Below are 24573 nucleotides of genomic sequence, written 5' to 3'. Positions count from 1 at the left end.
CCCATTTTTAATTTAAAAGCAGACTTGGCTACAATTACAAAAAAAGACTACAGCTTCTGCTGTAATCTTTTCACTGTAGATCTGCGAAATGCCAATCCCATTTCCGTTCACATGATGATTTATTGCTCTGACTCACGCAAATCAATCAGTCGAAACGGGTGATCGGTCTGTGCTACCCGTTCAATATCAGCAGGGACAGCAGGCAGATAAGATGTCTCCATGCCTTGCCTTTGCATAAGCTTTTCAATAATCGTAATCGTTTCCGCTTCTGTACGATCAGCAACAACGGTTAATCTGAAGCTCTTACCACGGTATAATAATTCCCGGCAAAGTTCTCTTACAATGCCTTCGATCCGCCCTGCCTGATTGGAAGGGATGAGCAGGATCTGCTCGAAACCTTCAGATTCCGGACGGGAAAGATGGCGCTGGTGCATGGCATGAACGGCCATTGCCGCCAGGAAGTATATGAGCAGAATCATAGTCAGATGAGCAACCATGGCAACTGCACCTCCTCGGAAGGTCATGCTCACCCATGGCGAACATCCCTGTATACAACAAGTATATGCTGTACTTCCTGAAGGGTTACACTTGCATTTCCTATCACTCATATTCCACGCTGATCGACACCGGACGAAGAAAGACAGGCCAGGTCATTCATTCACGCCTAAGCTTGAACATATGTTCCGCACAACCTTACACTTTGCTCATTTGCAGTGATAAAGTCCATTAACCCGCAGACCAATCCAACATTCTGGAAAGGGCGCGAGTGAACACCAATCTATACTTCGTCTAGGTTGAATCAACCAATGGACTGAATTACCATAAGAATACTGCTTTACGAAAAACATAAGGTATTAGAGCGTAACCCAACCATATTTGATCGAATTGATAACAGCTTGAGTACGGTCGTCCACTTCCATCTTCTGCAGAATGCTGCTGACATGGTTTTTTACTGTTTTTTCACTGATGAACAGGAATTCACCAATCATTTTGTTGCTCTTACCTTCTGCCATCAAGCGAAGCACTTCAGCCTCACGACGTGTGAGTGGGTTATTGTCGCCAGCGACAAATTTAACACCAGCTTCCTTCGAAGCTCCTTCACTCATTGCCCCTGTTTCATTAAGATACGTCATACGACGCAGCTGCATGATCAGTTTGCCTGTTACTTTCGGATGTATGAACGCATGTCCTTCATGCACGGAACGAATCGCATTGATCAGAGACTCGGCCTCCATATCCTTCAGCAAGTATCCGTTAGCCCCTTTACGAAGCGTCTCAAATACATAACTTTCATCATCATGAATGGACAAGATAATTACTTTGACATCAGGGAACAGCTCACGCAATTTCTCCGTTGCTTCAACCCCATTTTCGATTGGCATGTTGATATCCATCAATACGATATCAGGTTTATCCTGATTGCAGAATTCGAGCACTTGAATACCATCGCCGCATTCACCGATGACCTCAATGTCGTCCTCCATATTTAAAATGCGTTTCAGTCCCTCACGGAACAGCTGATGATCATCAGCCAAAAGAACTTTAATCGATGCTTTACCAGTATCACGGTTTTCCATCATCCTGCTACTCCTTTCCCTTATCCACGTTTGTCGGGATATGAATCACTATTTTGGTTCCTTGATTTTCTCCGGATTCAATCTCTATTCTTCCTTCTAACAGTTCAACCCGTTCTCTCATCCCAATCAGACCGAAGTGGGTATGATCCTTGCTTTTCTTCGCAAGAAGCTCCGGTTTGAACCCAAGCCCATTGTCCTGAACGACAATTTTGACGAGCTGAGCCTGGTATGTAATTTCCACTACAACATAAGTGGGATAAGCATGCTTTGCAGCATTCGACAGACCTTCCTGCACAAGGCGGTAGATTGCAGCCTCCATGGCTGAAGATAAACGATGTTCCTTACCTCTTGTTTCAAAAAGCGACCGGATTTTCGTTTTTACCTCAAAATCCTGCACGTACTTCCGAAGCGTTGGAATCAGTCCCAGATCATCCAGTGCCATAGGACGCAGATTGAAAATAACTTTTCTCATCTCTTCAAGACTGGAACGAACCTGGCCTTTCAAATCTACTATTTCGGCCTGGACCATCTTAAAATCCTGCTTAATGAGCATTCTTTCTACAATTTCCGTCCTAAGCACTAGATTGGCGAGCATCTGGGCAGGCCCGTCATGAATTTCACGAGCAATACGTTTCCGCTCTTCTTCCTGGGCCAAAATTATTTTCAAACCAATCATTTGTCGATTTTTGGCATTTTCAATGATCCGGGTCACTTGACCTAGTTCACCTGACAGGTATTCGAGTACAACACCCATCTGCGAACCGATGGTCTCGGCACGCTCCACAGAAGCTTCCACATTTTTGGCACGCTTCTGTAGGTCATCCCGACGGGCCTTCAGATACATTTCCTTCTCACGATAAATCATCAGATCCAGCTGCAGCTGTGTTGCTTTCTCATATGCCTGCTTGATATCATGCTCGGAATAACGGACAAAGTCGCGGCTAACCTCAGTCAGCCGGATCCGGGAACGGCGGTAGTTCAGCTCCAACTGATCTACTTTCTCGATCGTTTCCGCCGTCTCCTTCAACACCGACTTCAACTCCTCGTTGAGCGTTTTCAGCTCATCGCGAGTCGAGTCCATGATTTCGAACATTTGATATTTGCTGTTTTCCATGACTTGTATGGCGTTTTTAATGACGCGGTCTATGGCATCGGCTTGTAAATCCACGTTTGTTCGACTCCATTTCTATCGTTTCCGGTATATATCATACCATATCACGATGAGATGGTAACGGTCTTCGTTTTCTGTTCCCATTTTACAGTCAGACCAAGTTGCTCGGAAACGAGTCTGAGCGGGACTAAAGTCCTACCACCCGTTACGTATGGTGCAACAGTTGCGCTCTGTCTTTTACCATTCAGAATGAATTCTTTCTGCCCTACAACCAGATCAATCAGCTTGCCACCACGTAATACCGTGATTCGCTGATTTTTGCTATCCCAGCTTGCCTGACCACCAAAAGCGTCCAAAACATGTTTGATGGGCACATACGTTGTACCATTTTTAAGGACCGGTGCTGCATCAATCGCTTTTTTCGTTCCGTTCACCGTCATCGATTTCTGTCCAAGCACAAGTGAAGCTGTACCCGTAGGCAATCCTACTTCACTGGACTTGGAAGGCATCGTGAATGCGATATTGTCAAAAGCAACCGTACCTGATTTCGCACGCTCATCCTGACCTTCTTCCACGTTCACTACATAAACCCGCTTCAGCTTCGCCGGATAGGCAATGTTCAGTCCGTTCAGGTCCACGCTCAGCTTCTTCCACCCGTTCCAGTCAATCGCCTTGGCGAGATCGGCATATACCGTTTTGCCATTGGCATCCGTGAATTCGGCACGCAGCCAGTTCAGGCTTTTATCTCCCATAACATCCATCGACATCGATGTAGCTGCTGCAGATACCTCTCTACCGGTAGAACCATTCAGTTGTGCATAAGCGTACATTTTGCCTGTTCCAGCAGTCATATCATAACCGAGTTGCAGTACATTGGAGCCGGCTTTTTCACCAGTTCCTGCTGTGACGGTTGCCGAACCAGTTACACCCACTGCGTTCGTTGTGAAGTTAATCGGATAATTCACATTTTCGAAGTTCTCCCAGATCGTTTCACTTGCAGAAGCCGAGAGGACTACGACTGTACTGTAACCATCATAACGACCAATCGCATATCCTACTTGTGCACCAGAATTGACGGAAGATACGGTTAATTGGTCAGCAGTGACTTTACCTTTGAATCCGATAAATTCCCATGTCAGCGAGTCTGCCGGAACCGTAACACTTTGTCCACTCTTCGTTGTTGCCGTTACAGGAATGGACATCGTTGTGCCCGCTTTGAGCGAACCCAGACCTGATCCTGCTGTCAGGGAAGCCAGTTCACTTCCACCCAATACCGATACTTTAATAGAAGATGAAGCTCCATTGCTCGTTGCCGTCAGCGTTGCTGTGCCTGGCTTCACGCCTTTGATCGTGCCATTGCTGACACTCACGATGCCGTTGTTGCTGGACTTCCAGGACATGCTGATATCGCCTGTTGCAATCGGGTTGTAGTAGGTGTCATATCCTTTGGCTGTGTACTTGCCCTCTTGCCCCACCAGCAACGTTTGGCTGCCACTCACGGCAAAGCCCTTCAGTTTACCTACAGGAGCCGTAGAGAACACACCTAGCGTGTTTACAACCTGACGTTGCTCGGTACCATACTCTGTGTTGAACGTCAGACCGGCGGTTTGCTCACCTAACGGACGTGTCACCATAGTTGTGGAGCCGCCTCCGTCCAGGTTCATGCCTTTCCAGACACCCACACTGGTCATGAAGGATTGCAGTTCCGTCAGCGACATACCGCTGCTGTTACTATTTTTCTCCGCGGCGATGATGTAGACATACCGACCATCCTGGGAATATCCTACTGCCGTTCTTGCACGAATGCCACCAATGCCTGAAGATGCGATATCACGGGAGAAGGATGCTGCCTTTCCACCGTTCACAAGAATCGTATGACCGCCAATCATCATCTCCAGATTACTCGGATCGACTGATTGCCCGGTTGTTTTAGCTTTCAGTTTGTAATCCGCATCCAAGGTTTGACCAACGGATAGATGGCTCATGATCCATGTCGCCGCTGTTCCATGCGCACGCAAAATGTACCCATCCTTCGGCACCGTCATGTTTAACGCTTTTTTATCGGAGATTTGGGTAATTACTCCGTTCTGCACGAGAACCTCTGTCGGCGTTGTGGAAGGGTCATTCGGACGTTTGGTGGAGGTCCATGCTGGTGTATAAATATACATCGAGTTGGCATGACTATATTTCACCGCACCCGACTCTACTGTATAATCCTCTTTATTTATCCCACGCAAAGCAAAGGTTGAACCATCCTGTGCCTTCACAGTTCCGTCAAAAGAATACTCGTCGATCATCGGTTTGCCATCCTTGGTCACCGTGAGGGCATACATGCCCGACAGTTCGGATGGTGTGGAGACCAGTACACCATCGGAGACCTGTCCACCAATCGGCGCGAGCTCCCCGGATACATTGAAGTAATCGCCATTTACAGCAGCTACTGCACCATTTTCCTTAGCCATGGCACCTGTGCTCTGTTTACTGTTCAGATTACCGCCCTTGCCTGTCATCACATCCAGCTTCACATACGGGTTCTGCAGATCCACCTGGATGACATCTGCCAGTACGTTGACCTTGGAACCGGAACGTGTTGTTGTATATCTGTATTTCATGAGCTTCGCACCCGAAGTCAGAATTTCTTCACTCAACTTGCTTGTATTCGTAGATGCCGCTGCGGCCACCGATTGCCACGAAGTGCCTGACCACATCTGCCCACCTGCACTCATTACCGGTGCAATCCAGATCACACCCGCCAGCGTCACAATCGCCCATTTCTTCACCTTACTGCCCTTAACGTCTTCCAGCTGTTTCCCATGTTTCCCCAGCATGTCTGAAACGTCTCTCCCATCTTGTATATCAATCTTAGACATCACGAACACTGCCAAGTAGGCAGCCGATAGCGAGATCTCTAGTATACTCTTCTATTAATAGACTTCTTTTTGTGGAAAAAGTTACGCCCCCAGCTAACTTTGAGGGGATTCTTGACAAAAAGAAACCCATGTATGCAATTAGCTACTCATACATGGGAATTTATCTGTATACTGATATTCGTTATATTTTCAATTTAACTCTGGGAAATGAATTTCGGGTAACATTCGATTGGGGTCCTCTTCGTTCTCACTAATGTCATGATCATAACTATAATTCCAGTGCCCATTGGCGTAATCGAGGTAGATCAGCGCCTCATATATAGAATAGTTCTGCTCTATGTTCTCTGAAATGTAGCTCCATTCCAAGGTTGCGTGAACAACAGCTTGGTTCTCCCCAAGAAACACGACTCGTTCATTAGACATATGATACGTAGTGTCTCCATACTCAAAGGAAGCTCTTGTAATGTGCTCCCATGTTCTCCATTCATCAACTGCATTTGCGTTCATTCGTTCAATATCAAATGGCGAAGTATATTTATACGTTAAATCAAAGTCTTTCTGATTAAACGCTCTATAATATTGCCTGAGGTCAGATAGGACATTTTGTTGCTTCTCATTAAAATTCTCTTTTATCGTATGTACAGATTTATCGATATCTTCTGGAAGCGTAGTATTAATGGAAAGATATCGATCCAGAAGTATTTTCCACCGATTGTTCTCCTTTATAATTCGAAACACGACCTCATGTTGGTCATTTATTACCTGATTATTATGGATATATGTAACATACAATAATGCCTGGTTCGCAGATTCGTATGTAATGCTTGTTATATCTATACTGTAAATTCGATCAGGGATTTCGCTCACTTGGGGTGCAATCTTACTATCCGTCAGATAGGATCTCTGCATATGGTTTGAAGCTAGTAGTTTTACAGTAAAAGCTCTATCATACGCACTCACCAGATCGAGAATCCCTTGTTCTTGACCATAGCCGTACGCTACCATTCGCGCAGTGTTTGCTTTTCGATCATAAGCCACCGAATGTTTTGTATACCAAGCAGCAAATCGAATAGGAAGATAGAATTTCCCATCAATGAGTATACCTGGTTTTTCCAACTCAATATATCCTTCCTTATCATCAGAGTATCCTACATCTGGTATAAAATATGTCTCCGAATGATCCGTTCTAGCAAAAATTTCACGACTTTCTATTGAGTAGTCCGCTCGGTACCCCATTAGTTGAATAAACTCTCGAAATGGAACATACACCGTCCCTGATTTTGTTATCAGTTTAATGTCTGTAGGCTTTTCATTCACGTACAGTTGTATGGGTTCTTTATTATTTTGAGCATAAACCAATGATGGTATGGATATTAAACCTACAGCAAAGAAGAATACTAGTATTTTTTTGAGCAAATCTACACCCTCTATTCATGAAATTCATGACTTATGATATAAAAAAGCGAAACCAATCAGTTGAACTTATTCCCCTGATCGATTTCGCTTCACTAAGATAAAAGAGCTAATTACTATTACAGATATTCCAACTTATCCAGGACACGTTTCAACATCACTGCTGCCTGAGCGCGAGTCGCGTTCCCTTGGGGTTCGAATGTTCTCGCTGTCATGCCTTGAATAATTCCCTCCTGCACCGCTTTGGCAACAGAATCCTTGGACTGAATCTTATTGCTATCCTTGAACTTGGACAACGTCGAAGTAACGGAGGATTGAAGTGAGACTGCTTTACCACCGTAATTCATCGCCCGAACCATCATAATAGCCATTTGTTCCCGAGTGATTTCACTTTCCGGTTTGAATGTACCGTCCGTGTTGCCTGTAATAATCCCGGCTTCTGCCGCGGCACCAATGTAGGCACTGGTCAGATCACCACCACGAATATCATGGAAACGACGTGCAGCAGTCTGATCTCCTTTCAAACCAAGGCCTTTGGCTACCAATTCGGCAAACTCGGCACGCGTTATTTTCTGATTGGGACCGTAATAAGAGCCATTTGTGGCCCCAATGATCCATTTGGACGACAACTCTTTGATGACTGCACCTGCCCAATGGCTGGAGGTATCCTGATAGCTCACAGAATGAGTGACAGGTACTATAGTCTGGTTACCGTTCAGTTGTCCTTTAACGACCACACCTCCTGTTGCATTCGCAAATGTATGTGGCACATTCGCCAGGATCAGTGTAGTTGGATCAATATACGTAAACCCGGAAGTCGCTGTAGGTGTGTTTACAGGCAACTGCATTGCGAGCTGGCTTTTGATATTTTGTTCTACCCGTTGATTCGTATTTCCACTAAACGCAGAGAGGTAAATGTCTGTAACATTACCGAGTTTCTGTGCTCCTGCAACGGCCAGCATTCCATCTATCGTACCTGAACTGGAGACAGGAACCGTCTCCACCTGTACATAGAAGTAGGAGGCATCCGTGTTGGTTGTGTTTCCCCCTACAGCTTGACTCATTGCGGATACATCCAGATTGGATAGTGGGACCATCCACAGACGATCACCATATTTGACACCAATTGAACCTGTACGGTTACTTAATGCAACCTGAGCCAATGTGTTCAACGGGAATCCTACATAAGCGGAAGATTCACTGGCAGGGACTTCAAATACAACAGGTTGTGTTGTTTTGCCAGTCGTTGTTGCGTACTGGAAGGCTTGCAAAAGCTTCGCACCGTCTACATTGAACTGACGAGTAGAGCGATTGTTGCGTGACATCATCGAAGTTGTAGCTGCTGTATCCGTGCTCATCACAAGCAGAGCTTGTCCATAACTTGACGAGTCTTGTTCTGTAAGCCAAGAAGGACGACTGTTCGTCTGGTTGCCTGTCGAGCTGCTGCCATTTTGTTGCAGGGGAAGCGGTCCAAACGCAGTAATGGTGTTGTTCAACGCATCTCGCAGCGGCACTGCTCCCGGAGTATAGCTGACCGTACCTGTCTGTCCTGCTGTTGCCGAGTTTGAGAGATTAAGAGTCACGATCGAACCCGATATGGAAGCATTCAGGACATTCGTTGTTGTCCCTCCAAGCTGCACACTAAACTGTGAAGCCGTTAGAGCCGTTTGAGCCTGAAGTGCATCTCTAAAGTTAATATATACTTTGTCCCCTTGAAGAGTTGCCGACAATATTTTCCCGTTACCAAAGGTATATTTTACTGGAGCCAGATTAACGTAGCCTGCAGGATTGTTGTTTAGATCGGTTAACCGCAGGGTACCTGGCACATAAGAAAAGGTTACGTTTTGAGTACTGGCAACTGTGTTGGCTAGCGTCAATGTAATCAGATCATCCTCAATCTCGGAATCATTGACAAATACGGCTTTACCATCTACCAATACGGAATATTGGCTCTTGAGTGGTTTGTTCGTCCGGCTCAGTGGCTCATTATATCTGATCCACATCGTCGTACCACTCACTTCTGCACTCTTGAACTCGGGTGGTTTCGTATCAATACTGTTACGTACATAGAACCCGTTGAATCCAGCAAGAGCTTGACCACGACTGTCTTTCACTGGCCATGTTCCTGGCGCATAGGATACTTGTACCACTTCACCATTCTGGATGGAACGACTGAGACTAAGCGTTACCAACGAACTATTATTGGTGGATATACTGCTGATGCCCACCGCTGACCCGTCTGCTGTAACACTGAATTGTCTCACCGCATCACTGGAGTTGATATAGACGGTCTCTGGATAGTACAGACTGATTGTATTGTAATAAGCTGTACCTTCGCGTGGTTTCGACATAATGGAATCGAGACTGTTCTCTACATCCCTCGCTCCGAATGCTGGAGCCGCGTTAAGAGACAAATCCTGAATTTTACGTGTTCCTGTTCCCGGTGCGTAGGCAATGCGGACAACCTGCCCTACGGCTACACCTGTATCCAGAACAACATACACACTGTCTCCTGACACATAGGAAGAACTTACATTCCGGTTCTCTCCGTTAACCGTCACTGTGAAGCTGGAAGCAAACGGATCAAGACTGGAGAGCAGCTCATCATACGTTAATCGAATGATTGTATTGCTGTACATTTTGGCTGTTTTGAGTACAGGTGGTGTTGTGTCTACGGTCAGCGTTCTAAAGGTCCACGATGTGGCTCCATTCAGGCCAGTAAACAGATTTCCCGTCTGATCCCGGAACACATTCGCAGGAATATCAATCGTATACGTTGTGTTACTTGTCAGCGTGGTTTGCGGGATAATACGCAACTGTCTAGAGTTAGACGTATTAATTAACGTGGTTGAAGCCACAATTCCGCCATTTGCATTCTTAACTGTAGCTGAGCTTGTAAAGTTCCGGTCCAGCTCTTTGTTGAATGTTAGAGTGAATTCATTGGTGAGCGAAACGCCTGTTGCTCCGTTTGCAGGAGACAGGGTGGATACGGTTAATGCGGTGGGATCGGATATCACACTGAATCCCCATGTCGTTCGCTGAATGGCTCCCGTATCATTGTTCAGGTCATCACGCAAAAACCCTTCCGGTACTGCTATGTAAATCGTGCTGTTATTCGCCCAATTGTTCACTGGATCAATCGTCACCGTTGTTCTCGCCGTATTGAAACTAATTCGGGTTGAATTGGCATCGATTTCTTCCAACAATGTACTACCACTATAGATCTGAAGCTTGCCTGCACCGACCTTCATTGCCCGATCATACGTAAGCTGGATATTGGCTGAAGGAGATACATTGGATGCCGCATTAAGAGGTGACTGCCCTGTTAATCGAGCTGTACTAACTCCTGCTGTACGGAATGTCCACTCTTTGTTCAAACCCTCAACCGGTTGACCGTCCCCATATACGAAAGACTGGCTACCGATCCTAACATAGAATGAACCTCCAGGCAGAACTGCAGGAAGTTGGATTTGCACACGTTTCCCCAAAGCTGCATCAATAGCAGCATCATCTGCAACGACAGTCACAGCTGCATCCGTTACGGGAACTCTTGTTACAATGGAGTCATCCTGGACTCGTTGTATAAAGATTTCCTCTGTAGAAGCGTCGATTTTCTTCACTGGCTTAATAAAATCAATCGTCAGTGGTGCTGATCCACTTGCCTGTTGTTCGTTCACAGCAGGTGACGTTGTACTAATCCCTTTCCCCTTCAACTCATCGGCGGCATACGCGGACTCTACTCCTACCCATCCGGCGAGTATTCCTTGAGTGACTAACATCAAAACCATAAGACTAACTAATCCCTTGCGGGCCATTTTTTTCATAAACACCCGACCTTCCCCCTTGTCTCATTTTCCTAATTGTCTGATATACAGACCTCTATATTTATGTCGGTCAAAGGGAGATTTTCAATTAATAAAATGGAAATGTATGGTTCTTTATTTTGTAAAAAGATGCAAAAAGCCCCTGATTCCACATCGGAATCAAGGGCTTCATTGGATGACCATATATCGTTAGCTAACTTACAGACCTGCTTGAGTTTTCAAAAGGTCTACTTTGTCCACTTGCTCCCAAGGTACATCCAGGTCTGTACGGCCGAAATGACCGTAAGCAGCGGTTTGTTTGTAGATTGGGCGACGCAGATCCAGCATACGAATGATGCCAGCCGGACGAAGATCGAAGTTGTTGCGTACAAGCTCAACCAATTTCTCGTCGCTGACTTTGCCAGTTCCGTATGTATCCACGTTGATCGATACCGGGTTGGCTACACCAATCGCGTAAGCGAGCTGGATTTCCACTTTGTCTGCAAGTCCTGCAGCTACAAGGTTTTTCGCTACGTAACGAGCCGCATATGCTGCGGAGCGGTCTACTTTTGTTGGATCTTTACCAGAGAACGCACCACCGCCGTGACGTGCATAACCGCCGTAGGTATCTACGATGATTTTACGTCCAGTGAGGCCTGCATCTCCCTGAGGTCCGCCAATAACGAAACGTCCTGTTGGGTTGATGAAATATTTAGTCTGTTCATCCAGCAATTCAGCTGGAACGACAGGCAAGATTACATGTTCTTTGATGTCTTTTTGGATCTGCGCAAGTGTAGTCTCTTCAGCGTGCTGAGTAGACACAACGATTGTATCTACACGTACCGGCTTGTCACCGTCGTATTCAATCGTTACTTGCGTTTTACCATCCGGACGAAGATATTCCAATGTACCGTTCTTACGCACTTCCGCCAGACGGCGTGCGATACGGTGGGACAGAGCGATTGGCAAAGGCATGAGTTCTGGTGTCTCGTTCGTTGCAAAACCGAACATCAGACCTTGGTCACCTGCACCAATGTTTTCTGTTTCACGAGCGACTTGTTCCGGGTCACGATTCTCAAGCGCTGCGTTCACGCCTTGGGCAATATCAGCGGACTGCTCATTCAGAGAAGTCAGAACTGCACAAGTGTTATAATCAAAACCGAACTTGGCACGTGTGTAGCCAATATCCTTAATTGTATTACGAACGATGGACGGAATGTCCACGTATTCAGAAGCTGAACTGATTTCACCGATGACAAGCACTAAGCCTGTGGCTACGGAAACTTCGCAAGCTACGCGAGCATTAGGATCGTTCGCCAGGAACGCGTCCAACACGGCGTCTGAGATCTGATCGCAGATTTTATCCGGATGTCCTTCGGTTACAGACTCCGATGTAAATAGATGCCGGCCTTTAACAGACATGAAGTTTCAACCTCCCATAACTAGTAGTATGGCGATTGCCCGAACAAAACATGACAGCGATTCGTTCACTGTACCCTCGAAGCTTTCCAAAAAGGAATAAGGACGCGGAGTCCGCAGTACCGAAGATAAGGATTTTTCAGGTAATTGCCTCAAACGAAAATCAACCTTTCCCTAGTGGAAAAGGTTGCATACCTCAAGTGCCATCTTAACGTATTTGTCAAGACGTGTCAAACGAAATGGGGTAAGGAAAAAGCCCTATAAGTGCTGCTCTGCCTGACGAATTAGCCTTTTGGTGATCTCTCCACCAACCGATCCATTCTCGCGGGAAGTCAGATGTCCCCACCCTTTGTATTGCCCATAAGAATGATCACTCACTTCACCCAGTTCAGATCCAAATTCGGTATCCGCACCAGCCAAACCTCTGCCACCATAACCCACATTGAGACCAAACTCTGCAGCAATCTCATACTTCATCTGATCCAGCATTTGACGACTTTCGGGTACCACTTTACGATTGCTTCTAGCCATGGTTCCTGCACCTCCATTAATTGATTGTCAACAGTTATAGAGTGAGCAGGAACAAGGCTGGCTAGCCGTATTAATGTTTGTTAGAACTGGTTAATCTGAGCAAATGAAATGTATGACGAATGAATAATTCCTTTAACAGAAGCAAAACCTATTTCAAAGTATATCCACCGCGAACCATTACGGTTAAGCTATATTTGTTGCCTTCCAATACCGTGATCCCCCGTCCATCCCTTGGAAAAGAGAGCAGATGATTGGTCGGCGCTGCCTGTCCATTCGTCAGGTCAATCCCGTCCGTCAGATCCGCTACACCATTCGTACCTTCACTGACGATCACAGCTTTGCCGCTACGTACAATGAACTCCGCGCCAGACTTCCCGATCAGCTGTTGACCCGGCTTCACCGTTACGATCTCAACGGCATCAGAAGCTCCTGAGACCAGTGGAGGAAGCGAAGTGTCTCCACCTGTGCTACCTGAGTTCCCGGTTCCCGTAGATCCGGAATTATTACCGGATGAATTGCCAGAACCCGTGCTAACGCCACCACCCAATGCTTTTTGAATCTGCTGGTCAACATAACTCTTCGTTACAACTGGATCGTCTGCTGTTCCTGGCTGGCTTGTCCCTGCACCGATCGCTGTATTACTGTATACCGACCCAACCCACACGCCAACACCAATCGCGAGCGCTGCAAGGGATACTTTCATATAAGGTTTCATGTGAATCATTTTCCTCCTCTGGTAATCTATTAACTTTAACTATAGAGAAAAAATAGGGATGCGACAAGCAAAACCTCGTTTCCGTTAAGGTGGAAACGAGGTTTTGTGTACAAATCTAATGATTATTCGAATATGTGCATTTATCTCAAATCAACAGGTTCTTCCTTCGGAAGCTTGGTCAGGTCATATCCGTAGCTTTGCTCTGCAAGACGAATACGTTGTCCCTGGAACTGATCATCTACGCTTAAGCGATACGAACCACCACGCAACTTCTCGAAGAAGCTGTCTTCTATGCTCCAGCTCAGTGTCTGGTTGGTTCCCACTTTCAGATCGGTTCCCAAAGTCAGCTCTTTCTCATATGATTTACCTGCTTGGTCCGTCAATGTAAGGATTAACTTGTGCTCGTTCTCACCCATCTCAATCTCTTCATTACGGGATAAGCTGTAATTCATCTCGATCTGTACAGACGAGCTGCCTGCCAGATATGCTCTCACACTGTTGGCAGTCCAAGAGTAAGGATAGAGATCAATATTGGTCAACGTGCCTTGAACACTAATGGAAGTTGGCGGCACTTCAAATGCCAGAGCATTCACATAAGCAGTCGCTTCCCCTTCACCCGTTACAAACTTGCTGTCTGCAATACCTTCACCCACAATTAGACGCAGGTCAGAGAAGGTAATGGATTTCGGAATTTTAGCCCAGAACGTAACAATCGACTTTTGACCCGGTCCAGGCAAACGCTCTGCTTGTTTCGCTGTTGCCCTGTAATATTGGCCATCCGATGTTTTGAAGTAACCTACCAGTTTGCCATGCCCACTCTGACGCAGTGATTTGTTCGTCATTTCGAATTCAGTGTATACGATGTCTGATGACGTTCCCGGATAACGAATCGTTCTCCGCACACCCATTTCGGTCTCTTTATCAGCAGTGCCCAATGTGTATGTCTTACCGCTTCCAACATAAGATACCGGTGGAATTAATCCGGACGTATTCAACGTAATCCATTCATTCGTTTCTTCTTCACTAACTTTCTCGTTCAGACTAAGTTCAAGACGCGAAATACGTAATTCAGAAGGAATCTTAGTCAACAGATAAGCCTCCGTTGTCATGCCGGCTCCAAGTAACTTGCCACTTTGTGTGTAGATTAACTTCTTGTCTCCTTCAATCTCAGCAGAATCAATCATAAACATCGCTTCAAATTCAGGAAGTTGAACTGTTTTGTTACCTGCATTACGAATGGTCACTTTAGCAGCAATAATATCACTATCAAGCCACGGCAACCGCTGTAACGATCCAAAAGACACACCAAATGTACCTTTGTTATTCTTAACGACAGTTTCGGTCGTCAATCCATCTCCACTGGATACCGATTCAGGAATCGCATAGACACCTACAGGATAGGAGAATACAAATCCATTCGTTGGAGAAGACGTTGTAGATTCTGTGCTTTCATTTTTGTCTACCGGACTCATGACATACAGCTTGATTTTGCTTGTATTACCATCACCCTGAAGGGTTGTGCTGAGCTTAATTGTCTTGATATCACCTGGGTTCAACTTCAATGTATCCAGAGCTTTGGTTTCGATCGGATAGACCGTTCCGTCTGTATTCCGTACCTCGAAGGTATATGTCGGCACCTTAATTGCTTTCTTACCTTCATTCCTGAGCTTCATTTGAAGGTTAAGACTATATTCACCATCATCGATTCTAACTTTGGCAGATTCAAGCAATGTGGACAGTCGTTGTCCTTCAACTGAAATAATATTCGGTTGATTGGCAGCGACTTCTACATTCGTTTTGCTAGCCTCTGGCAATTGCAATGCAGCAACAGGCAGAACACTTTTCTCTTCACCTTGTTCCTCTACTAGCAACAGCTCAGACTTTTGTAGCTTCACTGACGTTGGGAGAGATGCCATCAGGCTAAGAGCCTTATTAGCTTGAGCCTGAATACTGACACTCGTGCTGTCTTTATCCGGAGTTAACGGATAGTTCGTACCACTTGGTGTACGTAAAATCCATTTGATATTCGGATTTTCAAGCAATTTATAACTGATATTGTTTAAATTCACGCCAATTTTCACATACTGATTCTTATCTTCACCTGGAAACACTTTAATGCCAGATACTTTCACCTTCACCGCAGAGTCGCTTAGACGAACCGTCTTTGGTTTGCCTACAGGTGTGGTAATGCTATAGGATGCGGGCACGTTAAACTTACCCAACGTACGTTCATAGTTAGCTTGACTGAAATCCCATTTCACGATGAGAAAGTTCAGATCACTGAGTTTTACCTCGCGACCCACTTTCATGACATAGGTCAGGTCAACTGTTGATCCAGGCGCGACTGTTTTCTTTTCCTGATCTTTTGCGATCAGTTTAGGCGAGAAGGATGTCCCACCCTTGGTTTTCACTTTGCTCCAGTAATCGAGCATCATCATTGGGGTGCTGTCATTGTTTTTATAAGACAATGTATACGTAACCACATTGCCATCATCCTGTGCCAAGATATTGACATCTGTTAATCTTACGGAACTTCGCGCTGTCACTTTAACAGCTGACAGGTTACCGAGTGTATGTACAACCTTCTGCGTTGTTGTTTTCTTCGATGTACTGCTATTTGAACTGGTGGTAGACGTTTTATTGGTTGTGCTCGCTGCCATAGCCATACCAGCGGTTGAACTGATCAACATTGCACTTGCGAGCAAGCTCACAAACATTTTCTTTTGATTCACTTCCAAACCTCCCATAAGTTGCTTGTTGCTATTATAGTATAAACGTTTGGAAAGGCGAGAAAGTTACGATGTTGTATTTAGAATTTCATAGATAGTCATTCTAATAAAAAAAGAATTCTACATACCGAAGTATGCAGAATTCCTTTAACATTATTTCTTAATTTCTTATTAAGGAATCAAGATTGCAGAAACTACTCCGCTAAGGGAGAATGCTGCTGCTGCATTCTTAGCATCTGATTGGTCAGTTACAACTTTAGAGTTAGCATTGCTGCTATCCAATTCAACTGTAACGACAGATTCAGCTGTAAGAGCATCTGCAGATGTGAATGTAACATTCAGAACATCGGCATCAGTAGTATCTACTGCGTAAACCACATTAGATACTGTAGTACCAGTTACGCTCAATTTGATAACATTTGTACCAGGAACTGCTGCGATAGCTTCAGTGAATTTCACTTTAGCAGTATAGCTGTTAGTACCATTATCAACGAGACCAATTTCTTTGTTTGTATCGAAGTCTTTAGTTTCTGGTTTGATGTTGTCAATAACGTCAATACCAGCAGCTACAGCAGGAACATCGACACGAACTCCCAAGTTATCTTGAGTATTCGGAGTAGTTACTCTCAAACCGAATTTAGCAACTGGAGCTGCATTCAATTTGTTATCTCCAGCAATTGTGAAGTTAGCGATAGTTTGACCATTCGAGTAAGTAGGTTGACCATCAAGAACAACATTATAGTTAGTAGTACCTACACGTACTGCAAAGTCATTAGCATCAACTGTATTCAAAATACCATCGAATTTAACTGTAACTTTGTTAGTAGCAGTAGCTTTAACGGAATCATTCACCAACTGAACCGCTTGACCTGCTACACCAATCTCGCCACTTACATAGCTGTTATCAGTATAAGCAAATCCACCCGCTTGGTCAGCAACTAGAGATACACGCAATTTAGCATCAGCTGCATCCAAAGCTTTGTCAGTATAAGGAACTGTAATTTTAACAGTTTCAGGAGTTACTAACTCTACAGAAGCATTGCTTGGCAGAGCTTCCAAGGATCCTGTAGTAGTCCATTTCAATGCATACTTGGATTTTTCCAATGCATTACCAGTACCTTCAGTTGCAACTGCTTTGCTGAATGTAACAAAGAAGTTTACATCACGTTTGGAACCATTATTGTTCTCAGTACCACTCCAGAATCTTGTAACTTTGAAGTCGGAAGTGTTACCGATAGTAATTGCAGAAGATACAGGAACAATTGTGTTTGGAACATAAGCATTATCTTGAACTCCAGAAACTTCTACAGTGTAGTTACCTTGTGGAAGGTATCCAGACAAAGTGATAATGGCTTCATTCGTGTTAGAATCGAAAGTGATTGTTTTAACTGGGTGTCCATTTCCATCCAAACCATTACCTACAACTACTTTACCATCTTTATCTTTGATAGTGTAGTTAGCTTTAGCTGTACCAGTAGAGTTAGTGGTAGATGAAACAGATTTGCTATATTTCACTTTCAGTACATGGTTTCCGCTCTCAGTAGAAACTGCAACATTGTTTACTGCTGGTTTCACAGTATCCAGAGTTGGAGTAACTTTCACTTCACGAGTAGCAGTGTTACCACTGTAGTCAGTAGCACCTTCAACTACGATTGTGTTTTCACCTACGCTCAGAGCATTAGCTCTAGTGAATGTCACAGTCAATTTGTTACCGGAGCGTGTTACTTCACCAGTTTTAGCAGTTGTACCATTGTACACGCGTGTGAAAGATCTGATTGGCTCATTGAACTCAATCTCAACTTTTTGCAAATCATAAGATTTTGCAGAAGTTACAGTTGGAGCTTCAGTATCTGCTGCAACAGCGAAATCAGATTCTACTGGAACTACTTTCAGTCCGGAGAAATCTTGAACGTTGCTAACTGTCAATTTGTGATCTCCAGTTGTCAATGCAGTAGTGATAATAACACTATCAGGGAATGCATATTCCACTGTACCAGAGATTACTTTACCATCAACTTTGTAGTTGGAAGTTGTGATTGCAGAAGCGCGATCAACTGGCTCGGAGAACACTACTTGGAATGCTCCTGTACCCAAACCTTTAACTTCTTTTACAGATGGTGTAGTTACATCAACTGGTGTGAAAGTAACTTCTTGTGCAATTGTTTTGGAACCGTCAGAGTTTTTGATGCCACTAACAGTCAATTTGATTGCTTTTTGGTTATCGAGTTTGTTACCACCTGTGTAGTACTCGTTATCCAAAGTTAACACTACAGTTTTCTTGTCAGCAGACAAAACTGCAGATTTGATATCTTTGCTCAATTGATAGTTGTTAACATCTTCTGCTGTAGCAGCGTCAACATCACCATCAAAAGTTACAGTAACTTGTTTCAAGTTGTCAGCAGTTACGCTTTGAACTTTAGTTGCTGCAGTTACTACATAAGTAACTTTCTCAGTGAACTCTTTATCTTTGTAAGTGAATTTCACTTCAGTTTCTTTGTTAGCTTCAAGAGCTTTATCCAAAGTTACTTTTACAGTTTCGCCGTCGCTGATTTTGAATTCAACAACTTTTCCACCTTCAGTTACTGTGTAAGATTCAACTTTGATGCTTTGAGCTTGATCGATAGAGTAAGCTGCACCTACCAACAATTCGCGGGAAGCATTACCAGAGAAGTTAGCGTTAGCGTCGATCAGACCTGCGTTGATCGCTGCTTGAACATAACCTTTAGCCCATGCTGCTGCGTTGTTGTTAGTTTCAGTTGGGATTTCAAGATCAAGTGCACGAGTCAGGATTGTAGCCATTTCAGCTACTGTCACTTTACCATTGAAGTCGAAGATTTTTTTCTCTACGTTTTTACCTTCCATGATACCCGCAGCAGTTACTGCTTCGATGTAAGGTACAGCCCAGTTTTTAGCTGTGTAGTTTTTGTCAGTGTAAGAAAGAGTTCCAGTGATCTCTTTCAGACCAAGCAATTTAGTGATAACTTTTGCGAACTCAGCGCGAGTCATCTCTTTGTCCAGACCAGCTGTACCATCTGGGTAACCATTGAAGATACCTTTTGCTTTCAATGCATCAAACTGTTGTTGTGGTGTTACTGCTGTGTCACCGAATGCTACAGATGCAAACATTGAGAATGCCATTGCTGTAGACAGTGCTACGGATAAAATTTTCTTCATAACCTTTTTGTCTCCTCCTTGGGCGTTCATAACATTGGAATTTTCTTTAATAGGGTCGCTCGTATTCCTCATTCTATTGTCGCACCCCCTTTCCAGAGTTATGAGCAAGTTAATATAAATGATGTCTGTGAGCATATCACAGAAACTTGTAAACAAGAATAAAAGATAGAATCATACGTAAATAGAGTAGTTTCCTAATCCTACCTTACGTATTATACAATGGGTCTCTCGTGCCGTAAAGCAATTTTTTCTAATAAATAGACAAGATTCTTCACGAGGTCATTCTTGGTAAGTTGCCCAATGTTTTCGACTCTACATCTTAAACGCAGCAGATTTCAAAAAGTTGCGGATTCCTCAAAAAAAGTTTTGAATTTATTTATGTATTGATGCAGTGCGGGTCTATAACGGATTCAAAACCTTTAGTAAAGTTGAATTCATGACGTATTCTCCGAATCCAATCTGCGTAAGGATTGATGTGGACGTTTATTTATACCCGCAATTTTCCACGATGAAGCGACAAATTCTACAAAATTGAAAAATAAAAAAAGAGGGCCCTCAAGGCCCTCTTCTTGGATCAGTGACTATGACTTAGCGGATCTTCATCGCTAGCTCAATAATCTGAGCACGCATATTCGGATCACTGTTCAATCTCAGATACATATCGTCAATTGGTTGTCTGTTCTCCCGGTATGTCTTCTCATGCTTCATCGTGGTGTGAGACCATTCAATCAATTCATTCTCGGCCAGAACCAGACTGTTATACGCATCATGGAAGCCAGTGGACTGTACAAGTCCTTCCATGACTTCCTGAGAGATCTCCTCTGTCTTACGTGTATCTTCCAACTTTTTCTCCAGAATGACTGCCTGCTTCTCGAACTGTGTCTTTGCCTTCATGTAGCCCAGCTGTGCTCTCGAATAAATCGGTTTCATTAGCTAACTTCACCCTCTAGATCATTGTGTATTTACCGTTATTGTATCTTAATCTCTAGCAAATTACAAAAATAGTTATTGGTAAAAAACAGTTTTCTTCTATTATAAATGAATTCTATATAAGCTCTTCTACAGTCATAAAAAGAACCCATCCCTTTAGTAAAAGGGACAGGTCCTTCCTAAAATTATTTCAACTATGCTAGATTAGCTCAATGTTTTAGGGAATAACTTCGTGCTCTTCTTAAGCAGTTCTACAGCAATCTTGGCTGCTTCTGCACGAGTCATATTACCTTTTGGATTGAATTGGAACTGCGTTTTGGTTGCACCTGGAATATTTACAGGGCTTCCTTCCATGATTTTTGCTTTGGTAACCGCCACAATGGCTGGTCGTGCATAGAAATCGATAGAAGTTGAATCCAGGAACGATTTGGCCAAAGTAGCCGTCAATTTACTGTCATTGGCTGCAAGCTTGGCATTCATTGCCCGTGCGATCATAACAGCTGCCTGCTCCCGTGTAACCGGCTGATCCGGTCCAAAGAAGCCATCACTGAGCCCTTGAACAATACCTGCGCGTGCTGCTGTTTCAATTGCTTCATATGTCCAACGATCCGATTTCGTGTTCTCCGAAACGTCGGTGAAGGTTGTTTTACTCGGTTTTACCAATTGAATGTCCATACCTTTGACAAGCAAAGTAGCAAATTCGCCACGTGTTGTCTGATCATCCGCACCAAATGCATTGGTTCTGAGCGGATTCATAATTCCTTTGGAATACATTGCATTTAACAAGTTCCGTGCCCATGGATGATTCGTGATATCCGGGTAGCTTTGACTTTGCTTCATCACTTTGTAATAACCAAATTCATCAAACGGAACAGTAATGGTGTGACTCTTCGTGTCTACTGCACCACCTATGGAAACCCATTTACCTACATTAGAATCATCCGAATAACGATATACCGTAATCGTAGACCCTACGTCGTCAACAATGGATGGATCATAGCTCAGCGTTAACGTTCCGCGCTGGGATGGGGTCAGAATACGCTCTTGAGCATATCTAGTAAACTCTCCATCAATGGAATACGGCGTGATTCCGTTTGTTCCTGCTTTGTATCCGTTCGTACCACGATCACCCAGTTCACCCAGACCACCGTTGATCCAGTAAATATCAGATACTTGAGTAAAATTGGCTGTATTGATCACCGAGGCGAAGAAGCTCGACAACTCGGTAGGAATACGGATTACGCTGGCACCATTGGTACTTCTGTCATCTGCATTAACTCCGATAACATTACCGTAGTCATTCTTCCGTTCTACAACACCGTCTTTTGGATCAGCGATACCAAACAACAGTTTGTTGTCCGGATAAAACTTCACCATGCCACTTGTTGTTGTCGATTGCAGTACCGTTCCTTTCGGGAATGAAAGCACTACATTTTTGTTAAACACGGTGTACTTGTTGGCTACCTTAGGAGCCATGAACTGTGAATCAATCGCGATCGCACCTGTATAATACACATTGACTGTATCGTTGATCGTGCCGCCCTCGCGTATAATCTGAATCTTGATTGCATTATTCTTATCTGCTTTGAGTCCTACATAATCCAATACAAAACGATTATTCATATCGGTACGTTTAACTGCAGGCTCTTTGCCAATTAATACTTGGGATGCTCCCTCAGCTTCAATATCGAAACGAACAAAGTTTTTGTTCACAACGATGTTGTTACCTACCGTAGGTTGTGGAGACAAAATGCGGTAAGACGAAGGTTCGCGTACAATCTCAAGACGTTGTGTCGTTCTCGCACCTGTGCTGTTGATGAGTTCGAGTGTGTACACATGTGTTCCTGGTACATCAAACTTAAGATTCTGAATCCGTGCCAGGAAAAGATCGCTATTACCTGTAATATCATAGCTAGGCAAGCCAGCTGTAGCTGGTTGATTCACTTCAAAAATCGTTGTACTTGTCAGTTCTTTAGTGAAAATTTTATCAGAACCGAAGTAGACATTCACAATATCAGCGCCACCGCCATTAATGACGAGGTCATAATTTTCTTCACTTGTTACATACTTGTCTTCTTTGAATGCAAATTCAGGTGTGACCGAGAAAATGCGTTTCATCTCGTCATCTTCATATTGCGTAATTGGTTTGTTGATAAATTGCTGACGTGAATCTTTAGGAATCAGCGTAGGCATGAACGATGTCACTGTTGATTGATTCTGGTCAATGACATTGATCTTCAACGTAGTCGAGATCGTGATTGGAAGTTTATTCGCATCCTCATCTGTAGCACGGATTAGAATTGTGTTCTCACCATAGACAATCGGCCCTGATTTCAAGACCGGAAGATCTACACTGAACGTTCCATCTGCATTCGGGAACGTTGTTGCCGTTGTATGTTTTTTACCATTCACCAGTATTTCAGCGACAAAGTTAGTACCGCCTATGGTTTTGAAACCAATAAAACGTCCTTTTAAAGTAAGCTTTTGCGAACTACTCTTAGAGTTAAAAGTGTAGGTTTGTCCGTTTTGAAGGCTCTCCACATAAATAGAGCTCGCTGTTACATAAGAAATTTTTACAATCTTAGGCAAATTCGTCGGACTACCATAGTAAAAGCGTACTTGTTGATCTCCGCCAAGGAAACCGGAAACTTTATAGATTTTTTGGTTATCTTTCAGTTTCATCGCATCAACAGTATCGACAGGGTCAATTGTAAGCTTTGTAGTACCTGTTGGTAAATATTCACCTACTAGCGTTCCTGAGATAGGTTCACTTGATTCTACCAAGATGAAAAATTCATCGGTTTGCAGCTTAGTGCCATCAAGCTTTGTTTGGGAATCAATGGCTTCGCCTGCTTTATAATCAGGCAAATAGTAGATCTCTGTAATATCCTGTGCCCCTGGGGAGAAGGTATAACTTGCGTTATATCCTGCACTGAAATTACCGTATGCGAGACGGAGACGAAGCGTTTGATCCTTCTTCGGAGACGTGCCATCTGCGGCAAGTTCCAATTTATACGGTGTTGTAACCTCGAATTTCACCAATCGGTACTCAATGGTTACACCATCGGAACCCGTGATTAGTACTTCTTCATCCGGGTCCGACTTAAATACAAAATTAGTTGGTTGCGTCAAGTTGCCATTAGACAACGTGATCTCACCATTCGTCGGACTAAATGGATTAGGGCTTGCTGAATAAGGAAGCAGCACCTGTCCGGTCAAGGTTGCTGTAGTTTGACTAGTACCTGTAAAGGTTGGGTTGCTACTCAAAATAGATTTGTTCTGACCACCCATTTGCACTTTCAAATCCGTAAAAGGTTGATCTTTATCAAAATAGTAAATCGAACGTTCAGTTTCGATGGCATTGGATGCACTTGAAATTTTGAACTTCAAATTATTCAGTCCTGCTTTTAATGCTAGCTGTGGCAAGAAGAACGATCCATCTTGTAACATGGAGGCATTGATTTCATCCCCGCCATTCACTTTAACACTTACAAGTGTAGAGTTCTGTACTTTACCTTGAATGGATACACGTTGTGTATCTACAACTGTGTTGGAACCCTCATTCAGGTTATAAGACTTGTTACCGCCAGTAGCGGAACTGTCCGTAAATACTTGGAAGCTCTCAATAAATGGAGCCTGATCGTACAATACATAGAATGTATCTGACCGTTCCACAGATCCCTGGTTACCAGAGAAAGTAACCCGGTTGAATCCCGGGAACAGATTCAGGTTATTGGCTGTGAATTTGTTATTACCACTTGGATCAGCAGTAACAGCGGTTGTAATTGATTTAGTGGAGTCCGGAACCCATTTGCTATCTGAACCGGATGTAACCAAGTTCAGTTGTTCAACTTTAACCTTCAAGCTCGTATTGGATACAAATGCATAAGAACCTGAAATTGTAATTGATGAAGTTGAGGTTGTGTATGCATTTGAACGTGTCAAGAAAGCCTTGGTTGCATCTGGAACTATAGATAGAGCAGCGGTCTCCCGCAATGTTCTAAGATCTGGCGTAAAATATGTGGTATAAGCATTAGATCCAACCGGATCACCTTCTGCAGCCGAAGCAACAGCCCCACCGAATAGACCTTGTGGGAACAATGAGAACACCATGGTGACCAACATGATCCAGACCAACGGCCGTTTCTTTTGTTGCATTACGTATCATCTCTCCTCTTTTTAAGTCAGTTACCTTTATATATCGGCAAAAGGTTCCAATTATTTAGTAAAAATCTCAAAATAAACAAAAAACCCTATCCACTAGGGATAAGGTTGGGTCTGGAATAATATTCAAGAATAGC

At 43.9% G+C, this 24573-nt stretch carries 13 protein-coding genes; all 13 read right to left on the bottom strand.

Translation table 11 applies throughout. The annotated features are described in order from the left end of the window. Positions 1 to 119 precede the first annotated feature (119 nt). The 13 genes from ACDJ59_RS28935 to ACDJ59_RS28875 all read right to left on the bottom strand — a co-directional run bounded on the left by ACDJ59_RS28935 (position 120) and on the right by ACDJ59_RS28875 (position 24430). On the bottom strand, positions 120 to 497 hold the full coding sequence (locus ACDJ59_RS28935; RefSeq protein ID WP_413407043.1) for a hypothetical protein: 378 nt from the start codon (positions 495 to 497) through the stop codon (positions 120 to 122). A 357-nt stretch (positions 498 to 854) separates the two neighbouring features. Further along, entirely contained in the window at positions 855 to 1577 is a 723-nt protein-coding gene (locus ACDJ59_RS28930; RefSeq protein WP_026081439.1) for a response regulator transcription factor, read from the bottom strand. Positions 1578 to 1584: 7 nt separating this feature from the next. Further along, a complete protein-coding gene (locus ACDJ59_RS28925; RefSeq protein ID WP_036612500.1) occupies positions 1585 to 2745 on the bottom strand; it encodes a sensor histidine kinase in 1161 nt (386 codons plus the stop codon). Between the two features lie 47 nt (positions 2746 to 2792). Then, on the bottom strand, positions 2793 to 5516 hold the full coding sequence (locus ACDJ59_RS28920; protein WP_413407042.1) for a stalk domain-containing protein: 2724 nt from the start codon (positions 5514 to 5516) through the stop codon (positions 2793 to 2795). Positions 5517 to 5747: 231 nt separating this feature from the next. Then, on the bottom strand, positions 5748 to 6974 hold the full coding sequence (locus tag ACDJ59_RS28915) for a stalk domain-containing protein (RefSeq protein WP_413407041.1): 1227 nt from the start codon (positions 6972 to 6974) through the stop codon (positions 5748 to 5750). 116 nt (positions 6975 to 7090) lie between these two features. After that, positions 7091 to 10795: a SwmB domain-containing protein gene (locus ACDJ59_RS28910; protein ID WP_413409937.1), complete on the bottom strand. Its 3705-nt coding sequence runs from the start codon at positions 10793 to 10795 to the stop codon at positions 7091 to 7093. A gap of 198 nt (positions 10796 to 10993) precedes the next feature. Beyond that, positions 10994 to 12196, bottom strand: a complete 1203-nt coding sequence (gene metK, locus ACDJ59_RS28905) for a methionine adenosyltransferase (RefSeq protein WP_091036339.1) — start codon at positions 12194 to 12196, stop codon at positions 10994 to 10996. A gap of 255 nt (positions 12197 to 12451) precedes the next feature. Further along, positions 12452 to 12724, bottom strand: coding sequence for an alpha/beta-type small acid-soluble spore protein (locus ACDJ59_RS28900; RefSeq protein WP_017691962.1), 273 nt, complete (start codon positions 12722 to 12724; stop codon positions 12452 to 12454). Positions 12725 to 12872: 148 nt separating this feature from the next. Then, positions 12873 to 13439 carry a hypothetical protein gene (locus ACDJ59_RS28895; RefSeq protein ID WP_091036335.1) on the bottom strand — a complete coding sequence of 189 codons (567 nt, stop codon included), beginning with the start codon at positions 13437 to 13439 and terminating at the stop codon, positions 12873 to 12875. A gap of 140 nt (positions 13440 to 13579) precedes the next feature. Then, complete coding sequence (locus tag ACDJ59_RS28890) at positions 13580 to 16171, bottom strand: hypothetical protein (protein ID WP_413407040.1); 2592 nt, start codon at positions 16169 to 16171, stop codon at positions 13580 to 13582. A 168-nt stretch (positions 16172 to 16339) separates the two neighbouring features. Beyond that, positions 16340 to 19342, bottom strand: a complete 3003-nt coding sequence (locus ACDJ59_RS28885; protein ID WP_413407039.1) for an S-layer homology domain-containing protein — start codon at positions 19340 to 19342, stop codon at positions 16340 to 16342. Between the two features lie 588 nt (positions 19343 to 19930). Then, the gene (locus ACDJ59_RS28880) at positions 19931 to 20272 is read right to left on the bottom strand and encodes a hypothetical protein (protein WP_076332560.1); all 342 of its coding nucleotides are present in this window, start codon (positions 20270 to 20272) and stop codon (positions 19931 to 19933) included. A gap of 204 nt (positions 20273 to 20476) precedes the next feature. After that, entirely contained in the window at positions 20477 to 24430 is a 3954-nt protein-coding gene (locus ACDJ59_RS28875) for an S-layer homology domain-containing protein (RefSeq protein WP_413407038.1), read from the bottom strand. Positions 24431 to 24573: the final 143 nt, after the last annotated feature.

Source organism: Paenibacillus amylolyticus, from assembly GCF_047302515.1.
Classification (GTDB): domain Bacteria; phylum Bacillota; class Bacilli; order Paenibacillales; family Paenibacillaceae; genus Paenibacillus; species Paenibacillus amylolyticus_G.
This window is presented reverse-complemented; position numbering and strand designations above follow the sequence as displayed.

Coding starts and splice junctions, on each gene's coding strand:
- ACDJ59_RS28935 (WP_413407043.1), bottom strand. CDS start 497: ATGGTTGCTCATCTGACTATGATTCTGCTCATATACTTCCTGGCGGCA.
- ACDJ59_RS28930 (WP_026081439.1), bottom strand. CDS start 1,577: ATGGAAAACCGTGATACTGGTAAAGCATCGATTAAAGTTCTTTTGGCT.
- ACDJ59_RS28920 (WP_413407042.1), bottom strand. CDS start 5,516: ATGCTGGGGAAACATGGGAAACAGCTGGAAGACGTTAAGGGCAGTAAG.
- ACDJ59_RS28910 (WP_413409937.1), bottom strand. CDS start 10,795: ATGAAAAAAATGGCCCGCAAGGGATTAGTTAGTCTTATGGTTTTGATG.
- metK (WP_091036339.1), bottom strand. CDS start 12,196: ATGTCTGTTAAAGGCCGGCATCTATTTACATCGGAGTCTGTAACCGAA.
- ACDJ59_RS28900 (WP_017691962.1), bottom strand. CDS start 12,724: ATGGCTAGAAGCAATCGTAAAGTGGTACCCGAAAGTCGTCAAATGCTG.
- ACDJ59_RS28895 (WP_091036335.1), bottom strand. CDS start 13,439: ATGAAACCTTATATGAAAGTATCCCTTGCAGCGCTCGCGATTGGTGTT.
- ACDJ59_RS28885 (WP_413407039.1), bottom strand. CDS start 19,342: ATGAAGAAAATTTTATCCGTAGCACTGTCTACAGCAATGGCATTCTCA.
- ACDJ59_RS28880 (WP_076332560.1), bottom strand. CDS start 20,272: ATGAAACCGATTTATTCGAGAGCACAGCTGGGCTACATGAAGGCAAAG.
- ACDJ59_RS28875 (WP_413407038.1), bottom strand. CDS start 24,430: ATGCAACAAAAGAAACGGCCGTTGGTCTGGATCATGTTGGTCACCATG.